Source organism: Massilia yuzhufengensis (assembly GCF_900112225.1).
Classification (GTDB): Bacteria; Pseudomonadota; Gammaproteobacteria; order Burkholderiales; family Burkholderiaceae_D; genus Telluria; species Telluria yuzhufengensis.
In genome coordinates this window covers 24,920-42,159 of sequence record NZ_FOLD01000009.1, presented here as the reverse complement: position 1 = coordinate 42,159, position 17,240 = coordinate 24,920, and the positions used below count along the sequence as shown (strand labels likewise).

General features: G+C 67.4%; 15 protein-coding genes. 8 read left to right on the top strand and 7 right to left on the bottom strand.

Annotated features, from left to right (window positions below; all coding sequences use genetic code 11):
* Positions 1–121 precede the first annotated feature (121 nt).
* Positions 122–1,417, top strand: a complete 1,296-nt coding sequence (locus BM031_RS09955) for an FAD-dependent oxidoreductase (protein WP_091874351.1) — start codon at positions 122–124, stop codon at positions 1,415–1,417.
* Here the strand turns inward: BM031_RS09955 and BM031_RS09950 are convergent.
* From BM031_RS09950 to BM031_RS09940, 3 genes are all read right to left on the bottom strand, one after another.
* Entirely contained in the window at positions 1,392–1,595 is a 204-nt protein-coding gene (locus BM031_RS09950) for a SlyX family protein (RefSeq protein WP_091874349.1), read from the bottom strand. The genes BM031_RS09955 and BM031_RS09950 overlap by 26 nt on opposite strands.
* A 58-nt stretch (positions 1,596–1,653) precedes the next feature.
* Positions 1,654–3,792, bottom strand: coding sequence for a DUF4214 domain-containing protein (locus BM031_RS09945; RefSeq protein WP_091874348.1), 2,139 nt, complete (start codon positions 3,790–3,792; stop codon positions 1,654–1,656).
* Between the two features lie 160 nt (positions 3,793–3,952).
* Complete coding sequence (locus tag BM031_RS09940) at positions 3,953–6,013, bottom strand: UvrD-helicase domain-containing protein (protein WP_091874347.1); 2,061 nt, start codon at positions 6,011–6,013, stop codon at positions 3,953–3,955.
* A gap of 67 nt (positions 6,014–6,080) precedes the next feature.
* Here BM031_RS09940 and modA point away from each other — a divergent pair, with 67 nt between their 5' ends.
* The 4 genes from modA to BM031_RS09920 all read left to right on the top strand — a co-directional run bounded on the left by modA (position 6,081) and on the right by BM031_RS09920 (position 8,781).
* Positions 6,081–6,854 (top strand): molybdate ABC transporter substrate-binding protein, encoded by a 774-nt coding sequence (gene modA / locus BM031_RS09935; RefSeq protein ID WP_091874345.1) that lies wholly within the window; start codon positions 6,081–6,083, stop codon positions 6,852–6,854.
* Positions 6,847–7,563 carry a molybdate ABC transporter permease subunit gene (modB, locus tag BM031_RS09930; RefSeq protein WP_091874343.1) on the top strand — a complete coding sequence of 239 codons (717 nt, stop codon included), beginning with the start codon at positions 6,847–6,849 and terminating at the stop codon, positions 7,561–7,563. The genes modA and modB overlap by 8 nt, the downstream gene beginning before the upstream one ends.
* Positions 7,564–7,661: 98 nt before the next feature.
* Complete coding sequence (locus BM031_RS09925; RefSeq protein ID WP_091874342.1) at positions 7,662–8,147, top strand: SRPBCC family protein; 486 nt, start codon at positions 7,662–7,664, stop codon at positions 8,145–8,147.
* Positions 8,148–8,310: 163 nt separating this feature from the next.
* Positions 8,311–8,781: a PEP-CTERM sorting domain-containing protein gene (locus BM031_RS09920; protein WP_091874340.1), complete on the top strand. Its 471-nt coding sequence runs from the start codon at positions 8,311–8,313 to the stop codon at positions 8,779–8,781.
* Between the two features lie 31 nt (positions 8,782–8,812).
* Here BM031_RS09920 and BM031_RS09915 read toward each other — a convergent pair whose 3' ends face one another.
* Both BM031_RS09915 and BM031_RS09910 read right to left on the bottom strand, forming a co-directional pair.
* Positions 8,813–10,252, bottom strand: coding sequence for a dihydrolipoyl dehydrogenase (locus BM031_RS09915; protein WP_091874338.1), 1,440 nt, complete (start codon positions 10,250–10,252; stop codon positions 8,813–8,815).
* A gap of 62 nt (positions 10,253–10,314) precedes the next feature.
* A complete protein-coding gene (locus BM031_RS09910) occupies positions 10,315–11,208 on the bottom strand; it encodes a LysR family transcriptional regulator (RefSeq protein WP_091874337.1) in 894 nt (297 codons plus the stop codon).
* A gap of 97 nt (positions 11,209–11,305) precedes the next feature.
* Between BM031_RS09910 and BM031_RS09905 the strand changes: the two genes are divergently transcribed.
* From BM031_RS09905 to BM031_RS09895, 3 genes are all read left to right on the top strand, one after another.
* Positions 11,306–11,908: a glutathione S-transferase family protein gene (locus BM031_RS09905; RefSeq protein ID WP_091874335.1), complete on the top strand. Its 603-nt coding sequence runs from the start codon at positions 11,306–11,308 to the stop codon at positions 11,906–11,908.
* A 4-nt stretch (positions 11,909–11,912) separates the two neighbouring features.
* Positions 11,913–12,809, top strand: a complete 897-nt coding sequence (locus tag BM031_RS09900; protein ID WP_091874333.1) for a pyridoxamine 5'-phosphate oxidase family protein — start codon at positions 11,913–11,915, stop codon at positions 12,807–12,809.
* 207 nt (positions 12,810–13,016) lie between these two features.
* Positions 13,017–13,856 carry an oxygenase MpaB family protein gene (locus BM031_RS09895; protein ID WP_229408749.1) on the top strand — a complete coding sequence of 280 codons (840 nt, stop codon included), beginning with the start codon at positions 13,017–13,019 and terminating at the stop codon, positions 13,854–13,856.
* Between the two features lie 39 nt (positions 13,857–13,895).
* Here the strand turns inward: BM031_RS09895 and BM031_RS09890 are convergent, their stop codons facing one another.
* Both BM031_RS09890 and BM031_RS09885 read right to left on the bottom strand, forming a co-directional pair.
* Positions 13,896–14,717 (bottom strand): SEL1-like repeat protein, encoded by an 822-nt coding sequence (locus BM031_RS09890; protein WP_091874330.1) that lies wholly within the window; start codon positions 14,715–14,717, stop codon positions 13,896–13,898.
* Positions 14,718–14,799: 82 nt separating this feature from the next.
* On the bottom strand, positions 14,800–16,806 hold the full coding sequence (locus BM031_RS09885; protein WP_091874328.1) for a primosomal protein N': 2,007 nt from the start codon (positions 16,804–16,806) through the stop codon (positions 14,800–14,802).
* Positions 16,807–17,240: the final 434 nt, after the last annotated feature.

Below are 17,240 nucleotides of genomic sequence, written 5' to 3'. Positions count from 1 at the left end.
AGCGTATGTATGCTGCATGGAATACCCCGCGTATTTACCCGCGTATTTACCCTGTCACGACACTTTGCAGGCACCGGCTGCGAGCGTGTTAACATCCGTTTTCACCTCGCCTTGCCTATCCATGGAACCCGCCTTCCCCCAACCTTTCGACGCCATCGTCGTCGGCACCGGCCCCGGCGGCGCCAGCACCGCGCGCGCGCTGGCGCGCGGCGGCTTACGGGTACTGATCCTGGAACAGGGCAGCGCCGCGCCGCTCAAGGGCACGCTGGGCCAGATGGCCACGATGGCGCTGCCGGGCAAGGGCGCCTGGCTGCACCGCGACGCTTCGCTGCTGGTGGCCGGCAGCGCGCTGGGCGGCAGCTCGGCGCTGAACTTCGCCACTGCCGCCGCGCCGCCGCTGGCCATGTTCGCGGCCCACGGCATCGACCTCGCGCCGGCCCTGGCGGCGCTGCGCGCCGAGCTGCCGCTGGCGCCCCTGCCCGACCGCCTGGTGGGCCCGATGGCCACCCGTATCATGGCGGCCGCGCGCGCCGCCGGCTTCGACTGGCGCAAGCTCGACAAGATGATCCGCCCGCAGGCCTGCCGCAGCGGCTGCTGGCGCTGCGTGTATGGCTGCCCCTACGGCGCCAAGTGGAGCGCGCGCGACTTCGTGGAACAGGCCTGCAGCCACGGCGCCGTGCTGCGCGACCGCAGCCGGGTGCTGAAGGTGGTGATGGAGGACGGCCGGACCGCCGGCGTGGAGCTGGAGCATGCGGGCCGCCGGCACACGGCGCGCGCGCCACTGGTGGTGCTGGCCGGCGGCGGCATCGGCAGCCCGCGCCTGCTGCATGCCTCCAGCCTGGGGCCGCGCCATGCGCCCTTCTTCAGCGACCCGGTGGTGGCGGTGATGGGCAGCGTCGATGACCTCGACGGCGGTGCGGAAGTGCCGATGGCGGCCGGCGCCAGTTTTCATGAAGCCGGCATCGCGCTGGCCGACCTCACCTTGCCGCGCACGATGTACCAGGCCTTTGCGCTGCAGGCCGGCCGCGTCGACCGCGTCACGGCGCATGCGCGCACGCTCAGCATCATGGTGAAGATCCGCGACGAGATCGGCGGCGCGGTGGGGCCGCGCTGGGTGGACAAGCGCCTGGGTCCCGGCGACCGGGCGCGCCTGGCGGAGGGAGTCGGGATGGCGCGCCGCATCCTGGAACAGGCGGGCGCGCACCAGGTCTTTGCCAGCCACCACTTCGCGGCGCATCCTGGCGGCAGTATCCGCATCGGGGCCGGCGTCGACAGCGAGCTGCGCGCGGCGCCGGGCCTGTACGTGTGCGATGCGTCGGTGATCCCGCAGGCGTGGGGATTGCCGCCGACGCTGACGCTGCTCTGCCTGGGCCAGCGCCTGGGCGAAGGCCTCAGTAGTGGGGCGGCTTCTCGTTGAGCGGCCCGCCGCGGTTGGACTGCAGGTTGCGGACGTGGTCCGCCATGGCGGTGACCATGGCTTCGAGCTGGTCGATGCGGCGGCCCTGGCGGTAGATGGTCTGGTTCAGCGTCTCGACCAGGTCTTCCTGGTGCGTGAGCTTGATTTCGATGTCGACGATACGGTCTTCCTGGCTCACGGTACACTCCGGCGCAAAGCCGGCATTATGCCAGCCTTGCGCACGGATACGCGCCGGTTTATCCACCGGAGAGCGGGAACTCGATCCCGTCGTTGATCGCACCGATCACCTGGGCCTGGTTTTCCGGGCTCTCCGAGAAGAAGGCCAGCACTTCGGCGCGGGTAGCCTGCTGCAGGCCATTGACCCAGAAGTCGAAGCCAGCGCCTTCGGCCGGGCGGTGCAGCACGTGGGCGTAGAGCTTGGTGACGAAGCTGGTATCCGACGGATCCTGCGCATACAACGCGTACGACTCCTCCTGGTTCAGGAACAGGCCGGAAATGTCGTTCAGGTCGAAGGCGCCGCTGTCGAGGGCCTTGATCCAGTAGGCCAGGCCGCCGGCATCGGGCACGCGGTCGAAGGCGGCCTGGTACAGGCGGTAGACCTGGCCGGCATTGCCATCGATGTCCAGCGCCAGCATGGTGTCGCCGAACTGCACGCGCTCGACATTGACCAGGTTATCGGTGCCGCCGGTGCCGGTCTTGGCGGCCACGGTCACGCCGTACACGCCGCGCTCGACGACGAAGTCGGCGCGCGCGCCGGTGTACACCACGGTATCCAGGCCGGCCTGGCCATCGATCGCATTGTTGCCGGCGCCCGCAGCGAAGCGGTTGTCGAGGCTGTTGCCGGCCAGGTTCAGCGCGCTGTCGATGGTGAACTTCATGCGGTTGAGCGCACTGGTGGCGTTGTCGGCGATGTCGACCGACACTGCCGCGATTTCGTACTCGCCGTTCGGCAGGGCCGCCGAATCGATCTTCCAGGTGCCGTCGGCCTTGGTCACGGTGCGGCCGATCTCGACGGCGTCGCTGATGCGCACCAGCTGGATCGTGGTGCCGGCTTCCGCGGTCCCGCTGAATACCGGCTGGTTGCTCTTGTCGGCCAGCGTCATCGTCGAGGTCGGGATGAAGGGCGCGGTGGCGTCGACGTGGAAGGTGGCCAATTCGCTGAAGGGCGATACGTTGCCGGTGGCGTCGGTGGCGGTCACGCGCACCGCGCGGTTCAGTCCATCGGTGAAGGTGCCGGTGGTGACGACGGTCCAGAGTCCGTTGGCGTCGGCCAGGGTCTCGCCCACCAGGCGCGCGCCCTCGTACACGCGCACGGTCGAATTGGGCTCTGCCTCGCCGCTCACGCGCGGCTGGTTGCCGGCAGCGTAGCCGGCGGCATTCTTGGTGACAGCCGCGGTCGGCGCGGCCGGCGCAGTGATGTCGACCAGGACCTGGGCCCGCTGGTAGGTGCCATCGAAAAAGGAGAACTGCTCGATGCTGTTGAGCGTGACCGTGCCTTGCGTGGCATGGGCGATGATCAGGTCGTGGGCGGCGTTTTCGCTGACCACGTATTCGCCGCGCGGACGGCTGAAGGCCACCGTGTCGTTGCCGGCGCCGCCCAGGATGGTGTCGTTGCCGCCGAAGCCCGCGAACATGTCGTCGGCCGCGCTGCCGGTCAGGCGGTCGGCGCCGGTGGTGCCGGTAACATAGCGCCCGCCAGCGGTCGAGTTGATGCCGAGCGCGCCGCGCAGGCCGTCGCCGCCATACAGCCAGTTCAGGGCCGCGATGTCGTAGGGGCTGAAGGTGGAGTAGGGTCCGCCGCTGCCGTAGGACATCAGGGTATTGCCCGGATTGTCCTGGCTGGCCGGCAGCCGGATATCGTCCTCGAACGGATGCTTCAGGCCCAGTGCGTGGCCCAGCTCGTGCAGCAGGGTTTCATAGCCTTCGCCGCCCGGTTCCAGGTTGCGGTTCTGGGCACGCCATTCGACATTGTCCAGGTAGACATAGGCATTCGCCGAATAACTGTTCAGGACATTGCCGGCGCCATAGGAATAGCTGCTTTCCCAGCTGCACAGGCCGGTCGTGCTGCTGTTGTCCAGGTTGCGGTTGGCCAGGTGGAACTGGGCGCTGGTGCCGATCGCGGTCTCGACGAACTGGATGCCGGTGACCTGTTGCAGGTAGTCGAAGGCGGCGCGCGTCGCTATCTGCTGGGCCTGGGTAAATGCCTCCTGGCCCGCCACGTTTTTTTCGTTGCCCGAAGAAATCGAGAAGGTGTAGTACATCGTGTTGGCCGCGACACCGGTCAGGTAATTCCAGTCGGGGCCGATATCGAGCAGCGCATCGATGTGGTTCAACCCGGACAGGGGCGTATTGGTCAGGTCGGAAACAGTTGCCATGCTTGAGATATTTTTCTGGAAAGTTAGTGCGACGTGCCGATGCGGAAGTTCGCTTTCCGGAAAGTATTTCTTGTGAGACAGGGGAAGTCAAATAAGAATTCAATCGTGCGCGTGAGTTATCAGCCCTTCAAGGCTAATCCGCAACGCGCACGCGTCAAACTTATGCCTTCGGCATCGCCAGCAAGGCTTTCAGGCTGGCCAGCCGGTCTTTGGGCGTGATGACTTCGGTTTCCTTGGGCGGCGCGTCGCCGACGTCGAGCGCCATTTCCTTGATGAAGCGCGACGGCTCGCAATGCACCAGCTCGCCGGCGCGCTTGCGCTTCTTGCACCAGGTCAGGCGCAGGGTGCGCTGGGCACGCGTGATGCCGACGTACATCAGGCGCCGCTCTTCCTGGATGCGGGCGGCGATGATTTCCACCGGCGCATCCGGATCGCCCTTGTGCGGCAGGATGCCCTCTTCCACGCCCACCAGGAACACGTGCGGATATTCCAGGCCCTTGGAGGCGTGCAGGGTCGACATGCGCACCGCATCCTGTTCCTCGTCCTGGCCTTCCAGCATCGACATCAGCGCCACCATCTGGGTCAGCTCGAGCAGGTTCTTTTCTTCGCCGTCGCGCTCGCGCCCGCCGCGTCCCCGTTCCTTCAGCCAGTTGGTGAATTCGAGGACGTTCTGCCACTTGCCCTGGGCTGCGCGGTCGTCGAAATTCTCGTACAAATAGTGCTCGTAATTCATTTCCTTCATCATGTCGTCGAGCACTTCGGCCGCATTGTCGCCGCTGCCGGACGGGCCCGGGCGGGTGGCGCGGTCTTCCAGTTCCAGCATGAAGCGGCAAAAGTCGCGCAGCGGCGCCAGCTGGCGTTCGGCCAGCTTGGCTTCCAGTCCGCCCTTGCGCGCGGCCTCGAACAGGGAGCAGTTCCACTGCTTCGAGAATTCGCCCAGGGTTTCCAGCGTGGCCATGCCGACCCCGCGTTTCGGCGTCGTGACGGCGCGGATGAAGGCCGGGTCGTCGTCCTGGTTCGCGATCAGGCGCAGGTAGGCGATGATGTCCTTGATCTCGGCCTTGTCAAAGAAGCTCTGGCCGCCCGACATGGTGTAGGGGATGCGTTCCTTGCGCAGGGACTGCTCGATGACGCGCGCCTGGTGGTTGCCGCGGTACAAAATTGCGTAGTCGGTCCACTTGTTCTTGCGCTGGAAATGGTCGGCCGAGATCATGATCGCGATCTGTTCCGCTTCCTGCTCGTCGCTCTGCATGCCCAGCACCTCGATCGGCTCGCCCAGGCCGTGCTCGGACCACAGCGACTTCTCGAACAGCTTCGGGTTATTGCCGATGACGGCATTGGCCGCCTGCAGGATGCGGGTGGTGGAGCGGTAGTTCTGTTCCAGCTTGATGACGCGCAGGTCGGGGAAATCGGTCTGCAGGGTCTTCAGGTTTTCCACCGACGCGCCGCGCCAGGCGTAGATCGCCTGGTCGTCGTCGCCCACGGCGGTGAACATCGGCTTCTTGCCGATCCCGGTCACCAGCAGTTTCACCAGCTCGTACTGGCAGGTGTTGGTGTCCTGGTATTCATCCATCAACAGGTAGCGCAGGCGGCGCTGCCAGCGGTCGCGGATCGATTCGTTGTTGCGGAACAGCTCCACCGGCAGGCGGATCAGGTCGTCGAAATCGACCGCCTGGTAGGCCTGCAGGGTGGCGAGGTAGCTGCGGTAGACGCGCGCCGACATGGCTTCGTCTTCATCGACGGCGTTGTGGATGGCGTCGTCCGGGTCGACCAGGCCGTTCTTCCACAGCGAGATGGCGTTCTGGATGCGGCGGATTTCCTGTTTATCCGTGGTCAGCGCCAGGTCGGACACAATGGTGTAGCAGTCGTCGCTGTCCATGATGGAAAACTTGTCCTTCAGGCCGACGCCGGCCGCCTCCTGGCGCAAGATCTTCACGCCCAGCGAGTGGAAGGTGGACACGGTCAATTGCTTGGCCTGTTTTGGCTGCTTGAGCAGCTTGGCGATGCGTTCCTGCATTTCCAGCGCCGCCTTATTGGTAAAGGTCAGCGCGGCAATCGTGCGCGGGTCATAGCCGCACTCTTCGATCATGTAGGCAATTTTCTGCGTAATGACGCGCGTCTTGCCCGAGCCGGCGCCGGCCAGCACCAGGCAAGGACCGTCCAGATAGAGCACGGCTTCGCTTTGCGGCCCGTTGAGGCCGAACTTTGGTGCGTTGGACATGGGAAAGATTTCTGCAGAATGGCCGGGTATTGTAACGAGGCGCGGGCTGCCGCGCTAAAATGAACTCATGAATAAATTGCTTGTCATCCTGTTTGCAACACTGCTGGCCGCCCCTGGCGCACGCGCCAACACCACGCCGCTGCTGGTGGCCGCGGCCAGCGACCTGGTGTATTGCATCGACGAGCTGGCGGCCGCCTTCCGCAAGGAGGCGCCTGGTGCGGACGTGAAGATCTCTACCGGCGCGTCCGGCAACTTCTTCGCCCAGATCCGCAACGGCGCGCCCTTCCACGTCTTCCTGTCGGCCGACATGCTGTACCCGACCCAGTTGGCCAAGCTGGGCGCGGCCGACGGCGCCACCCTGCGCCCCTATGCGATCGGCCGCATCGTGCTGTGGACCACCGACCCGCGCTTCGATGTCAGCCAGGGCTTGCCCCTGCTGCGCGACCCGCGCGTGGCCCGCATCGCCATTGGTAACCCGGACACGGCGCCGTATGGACGCGCGGCCAAGGCCGCATTGGAACGCGACAAGCTGTGGCAAGCGGTGCAGCCGCGCCTGGTCATCGGCGAGAACATTGCCCAGGCCGCGCAGTTCGTCCAGACCGGCAACGCCCAGCTGGGCATCATTTCGCTGGCCACGGTGCGCTCGCCAAGGATGGCGGGGGTCGGGCGCCACCACCTGATCAGCGATGCCGGCGTGGCGCCGATCGAGCAGGGCGCCATCGTCACCTCGGCCGGCAGCACGCAGCCGCTGGCCGCGCGCTTCGTGCGCTTCCTGGGCTCGCCCGCGGCGCGCGCCATCCTCGAACGCAACGGATTCGGCCTGCCGGCGGTGAATGACTAGCCTGGGCTCGGAAGGCCTGGCCTTCGCGCCCGAGCTGTGGGCGGCGCTCGCGCTCACGCTGCGGCTGTCGCTGGTGACGGCGCTGGTGCTGATCGCGATCGCCATCCCGCTCGCCAACTGGCTCAACACCAGCCGCATGCGCGGCATCCTGTTCATCGAGACCCTGGTCAGCCTGCCGATCGTGCTGCCTCCCACCGTGATCGGGTTTTACCTGCTGATGCTGATGTCGCCCCAGCAGCCGGTGGGCGCGGCCTGGATGTCCCTGTTCGGACACCCGCTGCCATTTTCCTTCGCCGGCCTGGTGGCAGGTTCAGTGGTGTACAGCCTGCCGTTCGCGGTGCAGCCGATCCAGTCGGCGTTCCGCAACGTGAGCCGCGACCTGGTGCAGTCGGCGCTGGCGCTCGGACTCACCCGGCGCCAGGCCTTCTTTTCGATCGTGCTGCCGCTGTCGCGCAACGGCATCCTCACCGGCCTGTCGCTCAGCTTCGCCCACACCATGGGCGAGTTCGGCGTGGTGCTGATGTTGGGCGGGAATATCCCGGGCCAGACCCGGGTGGCCTCGATCGCGCTCTACGACGAGGCGCAAAAGCTCAACTATGCGGCGGCGCATGCGTATGCGCTGGTGCTGCTGGCGATCTCGTTCGCGATCCTGGTGGCGATCGCCTTCTTCCAGCGCAAGCAGCATGCGCTTCTCCTCGGCAATAACTAGGGCTGCCGAAGGCCCATCGGCGCGGCAGCGGGCGCCGCAATCGGGTACCATGCCCCCTTTGCGGCGCGCGCGCCGGCGCTACTCCTGGACACCTGCACATGAAATTTGAACACCTCATCGAGATCAACGATCCGCTCAACCCCTTGATGGACACCATGACCATCGAGCAGCTGTGGCGCGGCCTGGTGCTGCGCGCCGAATCGCCGACCCTGTTCGTGCCGCACCTGGACGAATGCACGATCGGCGAGCGCGCCAGCGGCAGCTTCGCGCGCCGCCTGCGCTACGGCGACCTGGTGATCGAGGACGTGGTGCACCTGACGCCGCTGAAGGAAGTGCGCTTCGAGGTGCCGGCCCAGGGCGATATCGCCGCGTCGAACCTGCGCATGCTGATCGAGGCGCCGGGCGACGCCATGCTGCTGGTGCGCTTCTGCTACGACGACGGCCAGGGCGAGCACACCGACCCGGCCAACGCCATGTACGACGACTTCAAGCGCTCGGCCTACCAGGAAGCCGACATCGACACGGTGCGCATCCTGCGCCAGCTGGCGGGCGAGGGCAAGCTGGATGCGACGCGGCTGAACTGAGTCGGTTGCCTATAATCACGCTTTTTTTCTGTCGGGAAACTTTACACGAGGTCTGCTGCTGACTGGCCGAATGAACGCAAGCCTTTGAAATTGTTGTATATTTCCATGCGGGCACAACAATTGCTTTAGATTAATTATCTAAATCGATTTTCCAGGGTCCCACATGTTCAAGAAGCTTTTCCCGGCACTGCTCCTCGCAGCCGCAGCAAACGCCAACGCCACCGTCATCGACTATACGATGGCGGTGAGCGCCGCCATGATCCCCGCTTCGGGCCAGTTCACGGGTGTAGACAACAACGCCGACGGTTTCCTGAGCCAGGACGAGCTGAGCGCGCTGAGTTTCACCATTCCATCGGTGAATTACCACTTCACCCTGGCCGACGTGACCAACTTCGGCCGCTATGACATCGCGCTCAATACCTGGCTCAACGAAGCATTGAACAACAACCAGAAGGCCATCGCCTGGGTCACCTTCATGGACGGCCGCCTGGAAGCCAGTACGCTGACGGTGAGCAACGTGGTGACCCGCGTGGCGCCGGCGGCTGTACCGGCCGACGTGCCCGAGCCTGCCTCGATGGCGCTGGCCGCGCTGGGCCTGGTGGCCCTGGGCGCCACCCGCCGCCGCAAGAAGTAAGCAGGCCGCTCGGTCTGGCAGCCGGCCCGGGTCAGGTACCCGGCTCGCTGTCAGCGGCATCGACGTCGCTTTCGCCCTTGGCCAGGCAGTGGGCCAGGTCGCGCAGCGCGGTGCGCACGCCTTCTTCGATGACCGGGTGGTAGAAGGGCATCTCCAGCATCTGGTCCACCGTCATGCGCATTTGCACCGCCCACGACAGCGTGTGGGCCAGGTGCTCGGCGCGCGGCGCGATCATCTCGGCGCCCAGGAAACGGCGCGAGCCGAATTCGGCATACACCCGCAGCATCCCCTTGTTCTGCAACATCACCCGGCTGCGGCCCTGGTTGGCGAAGGACACCGCGCCGACCGCGAACTTGCGCTTGCCGCCTTCGCACAGGCTGCGGTAGCTCTCGCCCAGGGTCGCGATGTTCGGTTCGGTGAAGGCCACCGCGATCGGCGTGCGGCGCAGGCCGGGACGCACGTCCGGGTAGCGGCCCGCGTTGTCGCCGGCGATCTTGCCGTGGTCGGCCGCGTCGTGCAGCAGCGGGCGTTCGTTGTTGGCGTCGCCGGCGATGAAGATGTGGCTGGTCCCGCACTGCATGGTGCAGGGATCGAAGGCGGGAATACCGTCGGGCCCGCGCGCGAGCCCCGTGTGTTCCAGGCCGATATCGTGCACGTTGGGCGTGCGGCCGGCCGCCATCAGCACGAACTGGAAGCGTTCGGTGTGTTCCACCCCGAGTGCATCGCTGACGGTCAGCGCCACGTCATCGCCTTCCTGCACCGCGCCCACCACCTTCGACTGGAAGCCGATGTCGAGTTCCTCGGCCAGCACGCGGGTGGCGGTGCGCAGCACTTCCGGGTCGCTGAGCTGGGCAATGCTGCCGCCGCGCGCATAGAATTTCACGCGCACGCCCAGGCGCGCCAGGGCCTGGCCCAGTTCCAGGCCGATCACGCCGGTGCCGATCACGGCCACCGACTTGGGCAAATCGTCCCAATAAAACACGTCGTCGCTGGTGACGATGCCGGGGCCGACGTTTTCCAGCGCCGGCAGGCGCAGCGGCGTCGAGCCGGTGGCGATGACGACGCGGGCGGCGGCAATCTCGGTGTGGTCGTCGACCAGCAGCGTATGCGGACCGGTGAAGCGCGCATGGCCGCGCAGCCGGTCTTGTTCGGGGAAGGACTCGACGCCCTCCAGCACGAAGCCGACGAAACGGTCGCGCTCGCGCCGCACGCGTTCCATCACGGCCGGCCCGTCGATGCGCACCTCGCCCGCATGCACGCCGAAGGGCGCGCTGTGCTGCATCGCGTGCGCCGACTCGGCCGCCGCGATCAGGAGCTTGCTCGGCATGCAGCCGACCCGCGCGCAGGTGGTGCCATATTGCCCGCTTTCGATCACCACCACGCGCGCCCCTTGCGCTCTTGCGGCGCGGTAGGCAGTCATGCCGGCGGTGCCGGTGCCGATGATGGCAACGTCTACGTCCAGTTTGTTCATTGCATTCTCCTGCGGTTTCATGACGGAACAATACGCGATTTTCGTCGAACCGGCCGAACCCCTCAGGCCAGCAGCGCCAGCTGCCCGAACTGCTCGACCGCGAAATCGACGAAGGCGCGCTGGCGCGCGGCCATGTGGCGCGCGCTCGGGTAGACCAGATGGACCGGGAGCGGCGCGGGCTCATAGGCCGCCAGCAGCGGCGCCAGGGCGCCCGTTGCCAGGTCGGGCGCCACCTGGTAGGACAGCGCGCGGGCGATGCCGAAGCCGTCGCGCGCGGCGCCCAGCACGCCTTCGACATCATTGAGCTGCAGGCGCGGCGTGAAGCGCACGATGTGCTCGCGCGCACCGGCCTGGTAGCGCCATTCGGGCAGCCCGCGCACGGTGGTCGTGAGGATCAGCTCATGCCCGGCCAGCGCCTCCGGCGTGGCCGGTTCGCCGCGCCGCGCCAGGTAGGCCGGGCTCGCCACCGTCACGCGCCGCACCACGCCGAGCTTGCGCGCCACCAGGCTGGAATCGTCCAGCGCACCGATGCGCAGGGCCAGGTCGATGCCGTTGTCGATCATGTCGAGGTTGCGGTCGGACAGCACCAGCTCGACCTGCACCTCTGGATACAGCAGCAGGAATTTCGTGACTACCGGCGCCATGTGGCGGCGCCCGAACACCATCGGCGCGGTCACCCGCAGCAGGCCGCGCGGCGCGGATTGCGCATGTTCGCGCATCGCGGCCTCGTAGTCCGCCAGCAGGCGACGGGCCTGCGCGGCCAGGTTCAGGCCTTCATTGGTGGCCGTGAGCCGGCGCGTGCTGCGCTCGAACAGGCGCACGCCCATGCGCTCTTCCAGCGTCGACAGGATGCGCGTGACGGCCGACGGCGAGCGCCGCAGCCTGCGCGCAGCGGCCGCCATGCTGCCGGCGTCGAGGATGGCCAGGAACACCTGCAATTCGTCCAGACGGTCCATTATTGTGCGCAGTGAAAGAATGAATTTCAATTATGCATGATTCTGCAAGGATAGGTTCGGGACTAGGATGAAGCTTCCTCCACCTGCTTCCGCCGCCATGACTTCCCTGATCCTCTACGGCACTGCCCTGTCCGGCCACACCCACCGGGTCGAACTGTTCCTGCACCTGTTGCAGCTGCCCTACCAGCGCATCGACGCGCCGGCGCCGGTGCGCCAGGGCGCCGACTTCCTGCGCATCAATCCGCTCGGCCAGATTCCCGTCCTGCAGGATGGCGCGCTGGTGCTGGCGGACAGCAATGCCATCCTGGTCTACCTGGCGCGGCGCTATGCGCCCGGCAGCGGCTGGCTGCCCGACGACCCGGTGGGCGCCGCCCAGGTGCAGCGCTGGCTGTCGCTGGCGGCTGGCGAGATCGCCTTCGGCCCGGCGCGGGCGCGGGTGTCGGCGCGCTTCGGCGACACCGGCATGCCGCCAGAGCTGATGGGCAAGCTGGCCGGCAAGGCGCTCGGTGTCATGGAGCACAGCCTGGCGCAAACGCCCTACCTGGCCGGCGCTCAGCCGACCCTGGCCGACATCGCCTGCTATGCCTATGTGGCGCATGCCCCCGAAGGCAGTATCGCGCTCGACCCGTATCCGCAAGTGCGCGCCTGGATCGCCCGCATCCAGGCCCTGCCCCGTTTCATCCCCATGCCGACGGAGTGAGACCATGTTTGATTCCCGCATCCCCGCCCCCTTCCACGCCGGCGAGCAGCGCGCCCAGCACCTGGCCGGCGGCGGCCCGCCGGGCGCGCCGATCCGTAGCCAGCTGCCGGACCAGCACCGCCACTTCTTCCCCCTGCTGCCCTTCCTGTGCGTGGCCGTGGCCGACGACAGCGGCTGGCCGCTCGCCACCCTCGTGCACGGCGAACCGGGCTTCGCCACCAGCCCCGACCCCGGCACGCTCGACATCGCCGCCCTGCCCGATCCGGACGACCCGGCCCGCGCCATGCTTGCCGCCGGCGCCGACATCGGCCTGCTCGGCATCGACCTGGCGACGCGCCGCCGCAACCGCGCCAACGGCACGCTGGCGCGGGTGGACGGCCACGGGCTGTCGGTCAAGGTGCATCAATCGTTCGGCAACTGCCCGAGGTACATCCACGTGCGCCAGCTGGCGCCCGCCGCGCGCCAGCCCGGCCCGGTCGAGATGTTCGGAACAACGCTGCCCGCCGCCGCCGTGTCCCTGGTCGCCGCCTGCGAAACCATGTTCGTCGCCACCTCGAGCGGCGCCGCGCCCAAGCGCGCCGTGCGCGGCCTCGACATCTCCCACCGCGGCGGCCCCGCCGGCTTCCTGCGCCTGGATGGCCACGTGCTCACCGTGCCCGACTACCCCGGCAACCACTACTTCAACACCCTCGGCAACCTCCTGCTGGAACCACGCGCCGCCCTCGTGATGGTCGATTTCGCGAGCGGCGACATCCTGCAGCTGCAGGGCACCGCCCAGGTGGCATGGCAGCCCCCCGGCCCGGAAGGCGACGCGCTGGCCGAACGCAGCTGGACCTTCACCATCGCCCGCGGCTGGCTGCGGCACTCCGCCTTCCCCCTCGAACTTCGGGGTCAGGTCTGACATTTGGACACGGCCTCGACAGTAAAAGCGCTGCAAGCTGCATGTAACGGCAGAGCTCGTGTCTGAATGTCAGACCTGACCCCGAAGTTACGAAGTTGCGAAATTGCGGGTTCGCATTGCGACTTGTATCCAGCGCAGCCGTCCCGATCTGAAGGTGGTCGATCACGGCGCGAGAGGCCGGCAATGCTCAGTACGATCCAGAGCTTGATGAAACCACCGCCGGGCATGGCCTTCGACTTCAGCCAGCCGGCGGGCGAGCCGGCGCTGGCGCCGGCCGGTGGGGTGTCGTGGCGCGTGTTCGCCAATCCGGTGGCCCTGTTCGTCGGCGGGGTGGCGGCGGTGCTGCTGGAGCTGGCCGAGCCGTCGGTGCGCGCGGGCGTGTGGGACCATAGCGGCTTCCGGCGCGACCCGGGCCTGCGCCTGAGGCGCACCGGCTATGCGGCCATGATGACGGTGTATGGCCCGCGCTCGGCCGCGCAGGAGATGATCGCGCGCGTGGTGCGGATGCATGGGAACGTGGAGGGCGCCACATCCGCCGGCCTGCCCTACCGCGCCAACGATCCGCGCTTGCTCGACTGGGTGCATGCGACCGCCGCCTTCGGCTTCACCGAGGCCTACCACCGCTACGTGCGGCCCTTGTCGGCGGCCGACAAGGACGCCGCCTTCGCCGAAGGCCAGCATTCCGCGCACCTGTACGGGGCGCACGGCGCGCCGCGCTCGTGGGCGGAGTGGGAAGCGCTGCTCGCTGCCACGACCCCTGGCCTGGAAGGCTCCGCCGTCCTCGACGAATTCCTCGGCATCATGGCCGGGGCGCCGCTCCTGCCCGCGCCGCTGCGGCCCCTGCAGCGGCTGCTGGTGCGGGCCGCCGTCGAGATCAGTCCCGCCGCGCTGCGTTCAATGCCGCAGTTGCGCGGACGCGGCCTGCGCCTGGGCGAGGCGGCGCTGGTGCGCGCGCTGGCGCAGGCGGCGGGGCTGCTGCCGCTGGGCGATTCCCCGCCTGCGCAGGCTGCCCGCCGGCTCGCGGCGTCGCGCGACAGGGATCGATAACCCCTCGGACAACAGCAGCTCCGGGCCTCGGCACCAGGCTCAGCGCGCCATCTGCCCTTCCATATGGAAGTTGTATTTCACCTGGAGCAGCGCATCGGCCGCGATACTGCCCGGATGCGGATAGCGCGCCAGCGCGCGGTTGGCGACGCTGCTCAGCGCCTGCTCGAAACCGTCGGCCATCCGGCGCGCCTTGCGGTCGCGCAGCATGTCGGCGCTGACCCAGCCCACCAGCTCGTACTCGCGCGATTCGCCGCGCTGCAGTTCGATGCGCGGCACGCCGGCCAGGAAGCGCAGGGTCACGTCCCCGCCGATGCCATGGGCGCTCGCCAGTTCCGGGTACTTCACTTCGGCGGCGATGGTGGCCAGCACCCCGGCCAGGTAGTTGCAGACCGCCAGCTGCTGCTTCGGCCAGGCCGCCAGCGCCGCCACGAACCGGTCCGGGTCGGCCCTGGCCTCCAGCGGCACGCTGCACTGGGCTACCCGGAAGCCCTCGGTCTTCCAGGACCACCACAGCGCCGCGGCGACGTCCGGGCCATTGGCCGGGTCGGCGTAGCCGGCCGCGACCCGTGCCGCGCCTTCCTTTTCCCCGCCGTCGTAGGCCTGCACATAGAAGCCCACGGCGCGCTGCCAGTCGCGCTTGACGCAGATGCCGTTCTCATACATCGAACCGGCCAGCAGCGCGGCTTCCGGGTAGTCGTTCTCCAGCGCGCTTTTCAGCCGCTTGACGGCGGTGGCGCAGTCGCGCGCAGCGATGCTGCCGCGGATGGCGTCGACGGCCAGGGAGCCGGGATAGGTGCCGGCGCCGGCGTGCGGCGCGGCGGCCGACAGGGCAAGCAGGAGGGCGGTGATGGATGCGCGCATGGCAGGTCTGTTCCGGTGGCGTGGTGGGCACCGGTACTCTAGCAGGTCGCGGGCGGCGAATTCTCACCGATCGCCACACCGCTCAGATATCGAGCGGGTCGACTTCGAGCGACCAGCGCACGCGCGACTTCATGGCGCGCAGGGTGTCGACCCACTCGCGCAGGAAGGCCTGCAGCGCGGGGCGCGAGCTCGATTCCACCAGCAGCTGGGCGCGGTCGGTATTGTGCACGCGCGTCATCGTCATCGGGATCGGGTCGTTGATCATGATCCCATCCCACAGCAGGCAGTCGCGCGCGCCCTCGAGGAAGGCGATCGCGGTGGCCAGTTCGGGCGCTTCGGCGCGCAGCAAGGCCTGGTACATGAAGGGCGGCAGCCCGGCCTGGCGGCGCTCGTCGAGCAGGCTGCCGGCGAAGCGGTCGTAGTCGTGGCGCACCACGGCGCCGTACAGCGGATGGCTGGCGTAGCGGGTCTGGACCAGCACTTCCGAGGCGGCGCCGGCGCGCCCGGCGCGGCCCGCCACCTGCATCAGCTGGGCGAACAGGCGCTCGCTGGCGCGGTAGTCCTGCGAGAACAGCGCGGTATCCGGGTTCAGGATGCCCACCAGCGTGAGCTTCTTGAAATCGTGGCCCTTGGCGACCATCTGCGTGCCCACCAAAATATCCACCTCGCCCCGGTGCACGCTGTCGAAGGCCGCCTGGGCGCTGCCTTTCAGGCGGGTGGAGTCGGCGTCGATGCGCAGGATGCGCGCTTCCGGGAACATCGCCTGCAGGCCTTCTTCCACGCGCTGGGTGCCGCGCCCGAGCGGCTGCAGGTCGACGTTGCCGCAGGTGGGGCAGGAACGCGGGATGCGCAGCTCCAGGCTGCAGTGGTGGCAGCGCAGCCGGTGTTCGGGCTTGTGCAGCACCATGAAGGAGGTGCAGCGGGTACAGTTGCTGATCCAGCCGCAGGCGTCGCAGCAGATCACCGGGGCGTAGCCGCGCCGGTTCAGGAACAGCAGCGACTGTTCGCCGCGCTCCAGGCGCTGGCGCAGCGCGGCCAGCAGGGCGCTGCTCAAGCCGTCCTTGGGACGGTCGCGCTCCAGGTCGACCAGCTTCACGGTGGGCAGCACGGCGTCGCGCACGGCGCGCTCGCGCAGTTCCAGCTTGCGGTAGCGACCCGAGCTCGCGTGGTGCCAGCTTTCCAGCGACGGCGTGGCCGAACCGAGCACGATCGGGATCGCCAGCTGGTGCGCGCGCCACACCGCCAGGTCGCGCGCCGAATAGCGCAGGCCTTCCTGCTGCTTGTACGAGGGGTCGTGCTCTTCGTCGATGACGATCAGCTTCAGATGCGGCAGCGAGGACAGGATCGCCAGCCGCGTGCCCAGCACGATGCGCGCCTGGCCCTGGTGCGCGGCCAGCCAGTGCAGGCTGCGCTCGCCCTCGGACAGGCTGCTGTGCAGGGTGGCCAGCATCACGCCCGGGAAGCGCGCCCGGATGTTCCCTTCCAGCTGGGGCGTCAGGTTGATTTCCGGGACCAGGATCAGGATCTGGGCGGCGGCGTCGCGCGCCAGCACCTGGGCGCAGGCTTGCAGGTAGACCTCGGTCTTGCCGCTGCCGGTGACGCCGTACAGCAGGATGGGAGTAAAGCCCTGGGCCCCGCCGATGCTGTCGGCCGCCAGCTGCTGCGCCGGGTTCAGGGCCGGCATGCCGGACGGGGTGGCGTCGTGGGGGGATGTGTCCTTGGCCAGCTTTTTCAGCGCGCGGTCCAGCGCCACCGTCCTGGGCGCCCGCAGGTTCTTGGGCAGGCCGGGCAGCGCCACCTCGCCCAGCGGACGCTGGTAGTAGTCGGCCGCGAACTGCGCCAGCGCGATCCAGCGCGCCGGCAGCGGCGACAATTGGCTGCGCACGGCGATCGCATCCTTGAGCTTGTCCACAGGGACGTCGGTGTCCTGCTTGACCGCGACGATCAGGCCCATGACCTCGCGCCGGGCGAACGGCACCAGCACCAGCTGGCCCACCAGCGGCTCTTCGCCCGGCTGGCAAGGCCAGCGGTAGTCGAAGCAGCTGTTGAGCGGGGTGTCAAGCGCGACCTCCAGGAAGCAGTGTGCCAAATCCAACCTTCTTTTATGTCCAGTAAGCTGTGGAAAACTTTGTGAATAGCGTGGTACTTGACCCTGTCCGAGGTTTACGTTAGATCAACTCCGGCCGGACGATTCGCAGAATCAACAATAAATTACCGTGTAAATTCAAGCACTTGCAAACAAGGACTTATCCCTGTTAACAACCCACCCCGGAATTGCCGTGCTGTGCATAACTGCACAGTAAGTGTCGGGAAAACGCGCTGCGCCGCACCACAATGTTGAGACCTTACATGAAGAGTTGAGCTAAGTCCGCGTAAACGAAGCACTTTTCCCAACCCCCACCTCTGCCTGTGCATAACTTTGTGAACAATGGACAGGAAACCGGGACAATTTAGTTCTGGACCCTACAGCCTACTGTGTAAATCCACAGTCCCGCATGAAAAAACCACTTAATAATCAGAAGC

Bases quoted from the DNA above. Each gene is read 5' to 3' on its own strand.
- BM031_RS09955 (WP_091874351.1), top strand. From the start codon at position 122: ATGGAACCCGCCTTCCCCCAACCTTTCGACGCCATCGTCGTCGGCACC.
- BM031_RS09945 (WP_091874348.1), bottom strand. From the start codon at position 3,792: ATGGCAACTGTTTCCGACCTGACCAATACGCCCCTGTCCGGGTTGAAC.
- BM031_RS09940 (WP_091874347.1), bottom strand. From the start codon at position 6,013: ATGTCCAACGCACCAAAGTTCGGCCTCAACGGGCCGCAAAGCGAAGCC.
- modA (WP_091874345.1), top strand. From the start codon at position 6,081: ATGAATAAATTGCTTGTCATCCTGTTTGCAACACTGCTGGCCGCCCCT.
- modB (WP_091874343.1), top strand. From the start codon at position 6,847: ATGACTAGCCTGGGCTCGGAAGGCCTGGCCTTCGCGCCCGAGCTGTGG.
- BM031_RS09925 (WP_091874342.1), top strand. From the start codon at position 7,662: ATGAAATTTGAACACCTCATCGAGATCAACGATCCGCTCAACCCCTTG.
- BM031_RS09920 (WP_091874340.1), top strand. From the start codon at position 8,311: ATGTTCAAGAAGCTTTTCCCGGCACTGCTCCTCGCAGCCGCAGCAAAC.
- BM031_RS09915 (WP_091874338.1), bottom strand. From the start codon at position 10,252: ATGAACAAACTGGACGTAGACGTTGCCATCATCGGCACCGGCACCGCC.
- BM031_RS09910 (WP_091874337.1), bottom strand. From the start codon at position 11,208: ATGGACCGTCTGGACGAATTGCAGGTGTTCCTGGCCATCCTCGACGCC.
- BM031_RS09905 (WP_091874335.1), top strand. From the start codon at position 11,306: ATGACTTCCCTGATCCTCTACGGCACTGCCCTGTCCGGCCACACCCAC.
- BM031_RS09900 (WP_091874333.1), top strand. From the start codon at position 11,913: ATGTTTGATTCCCGCATCCCCGCCCCCTTCCACGCCGGCGAGCAGCGC.
- BM031_RS09895 (WP_229408749.1), top strand. From the start codon at position 13,017: ATGAAACCACCGCCGGGCATGGCCTTCGACTTCAGCCAGCCGGCGGGC.
- BM031_RS09890 (WP_091874330.1), bottom strand. From the start codon at position 14,717: ATGCGCGCATCCATCACCGCCCTCCTGCTTGCCCTGTCGGCCGCCGCG.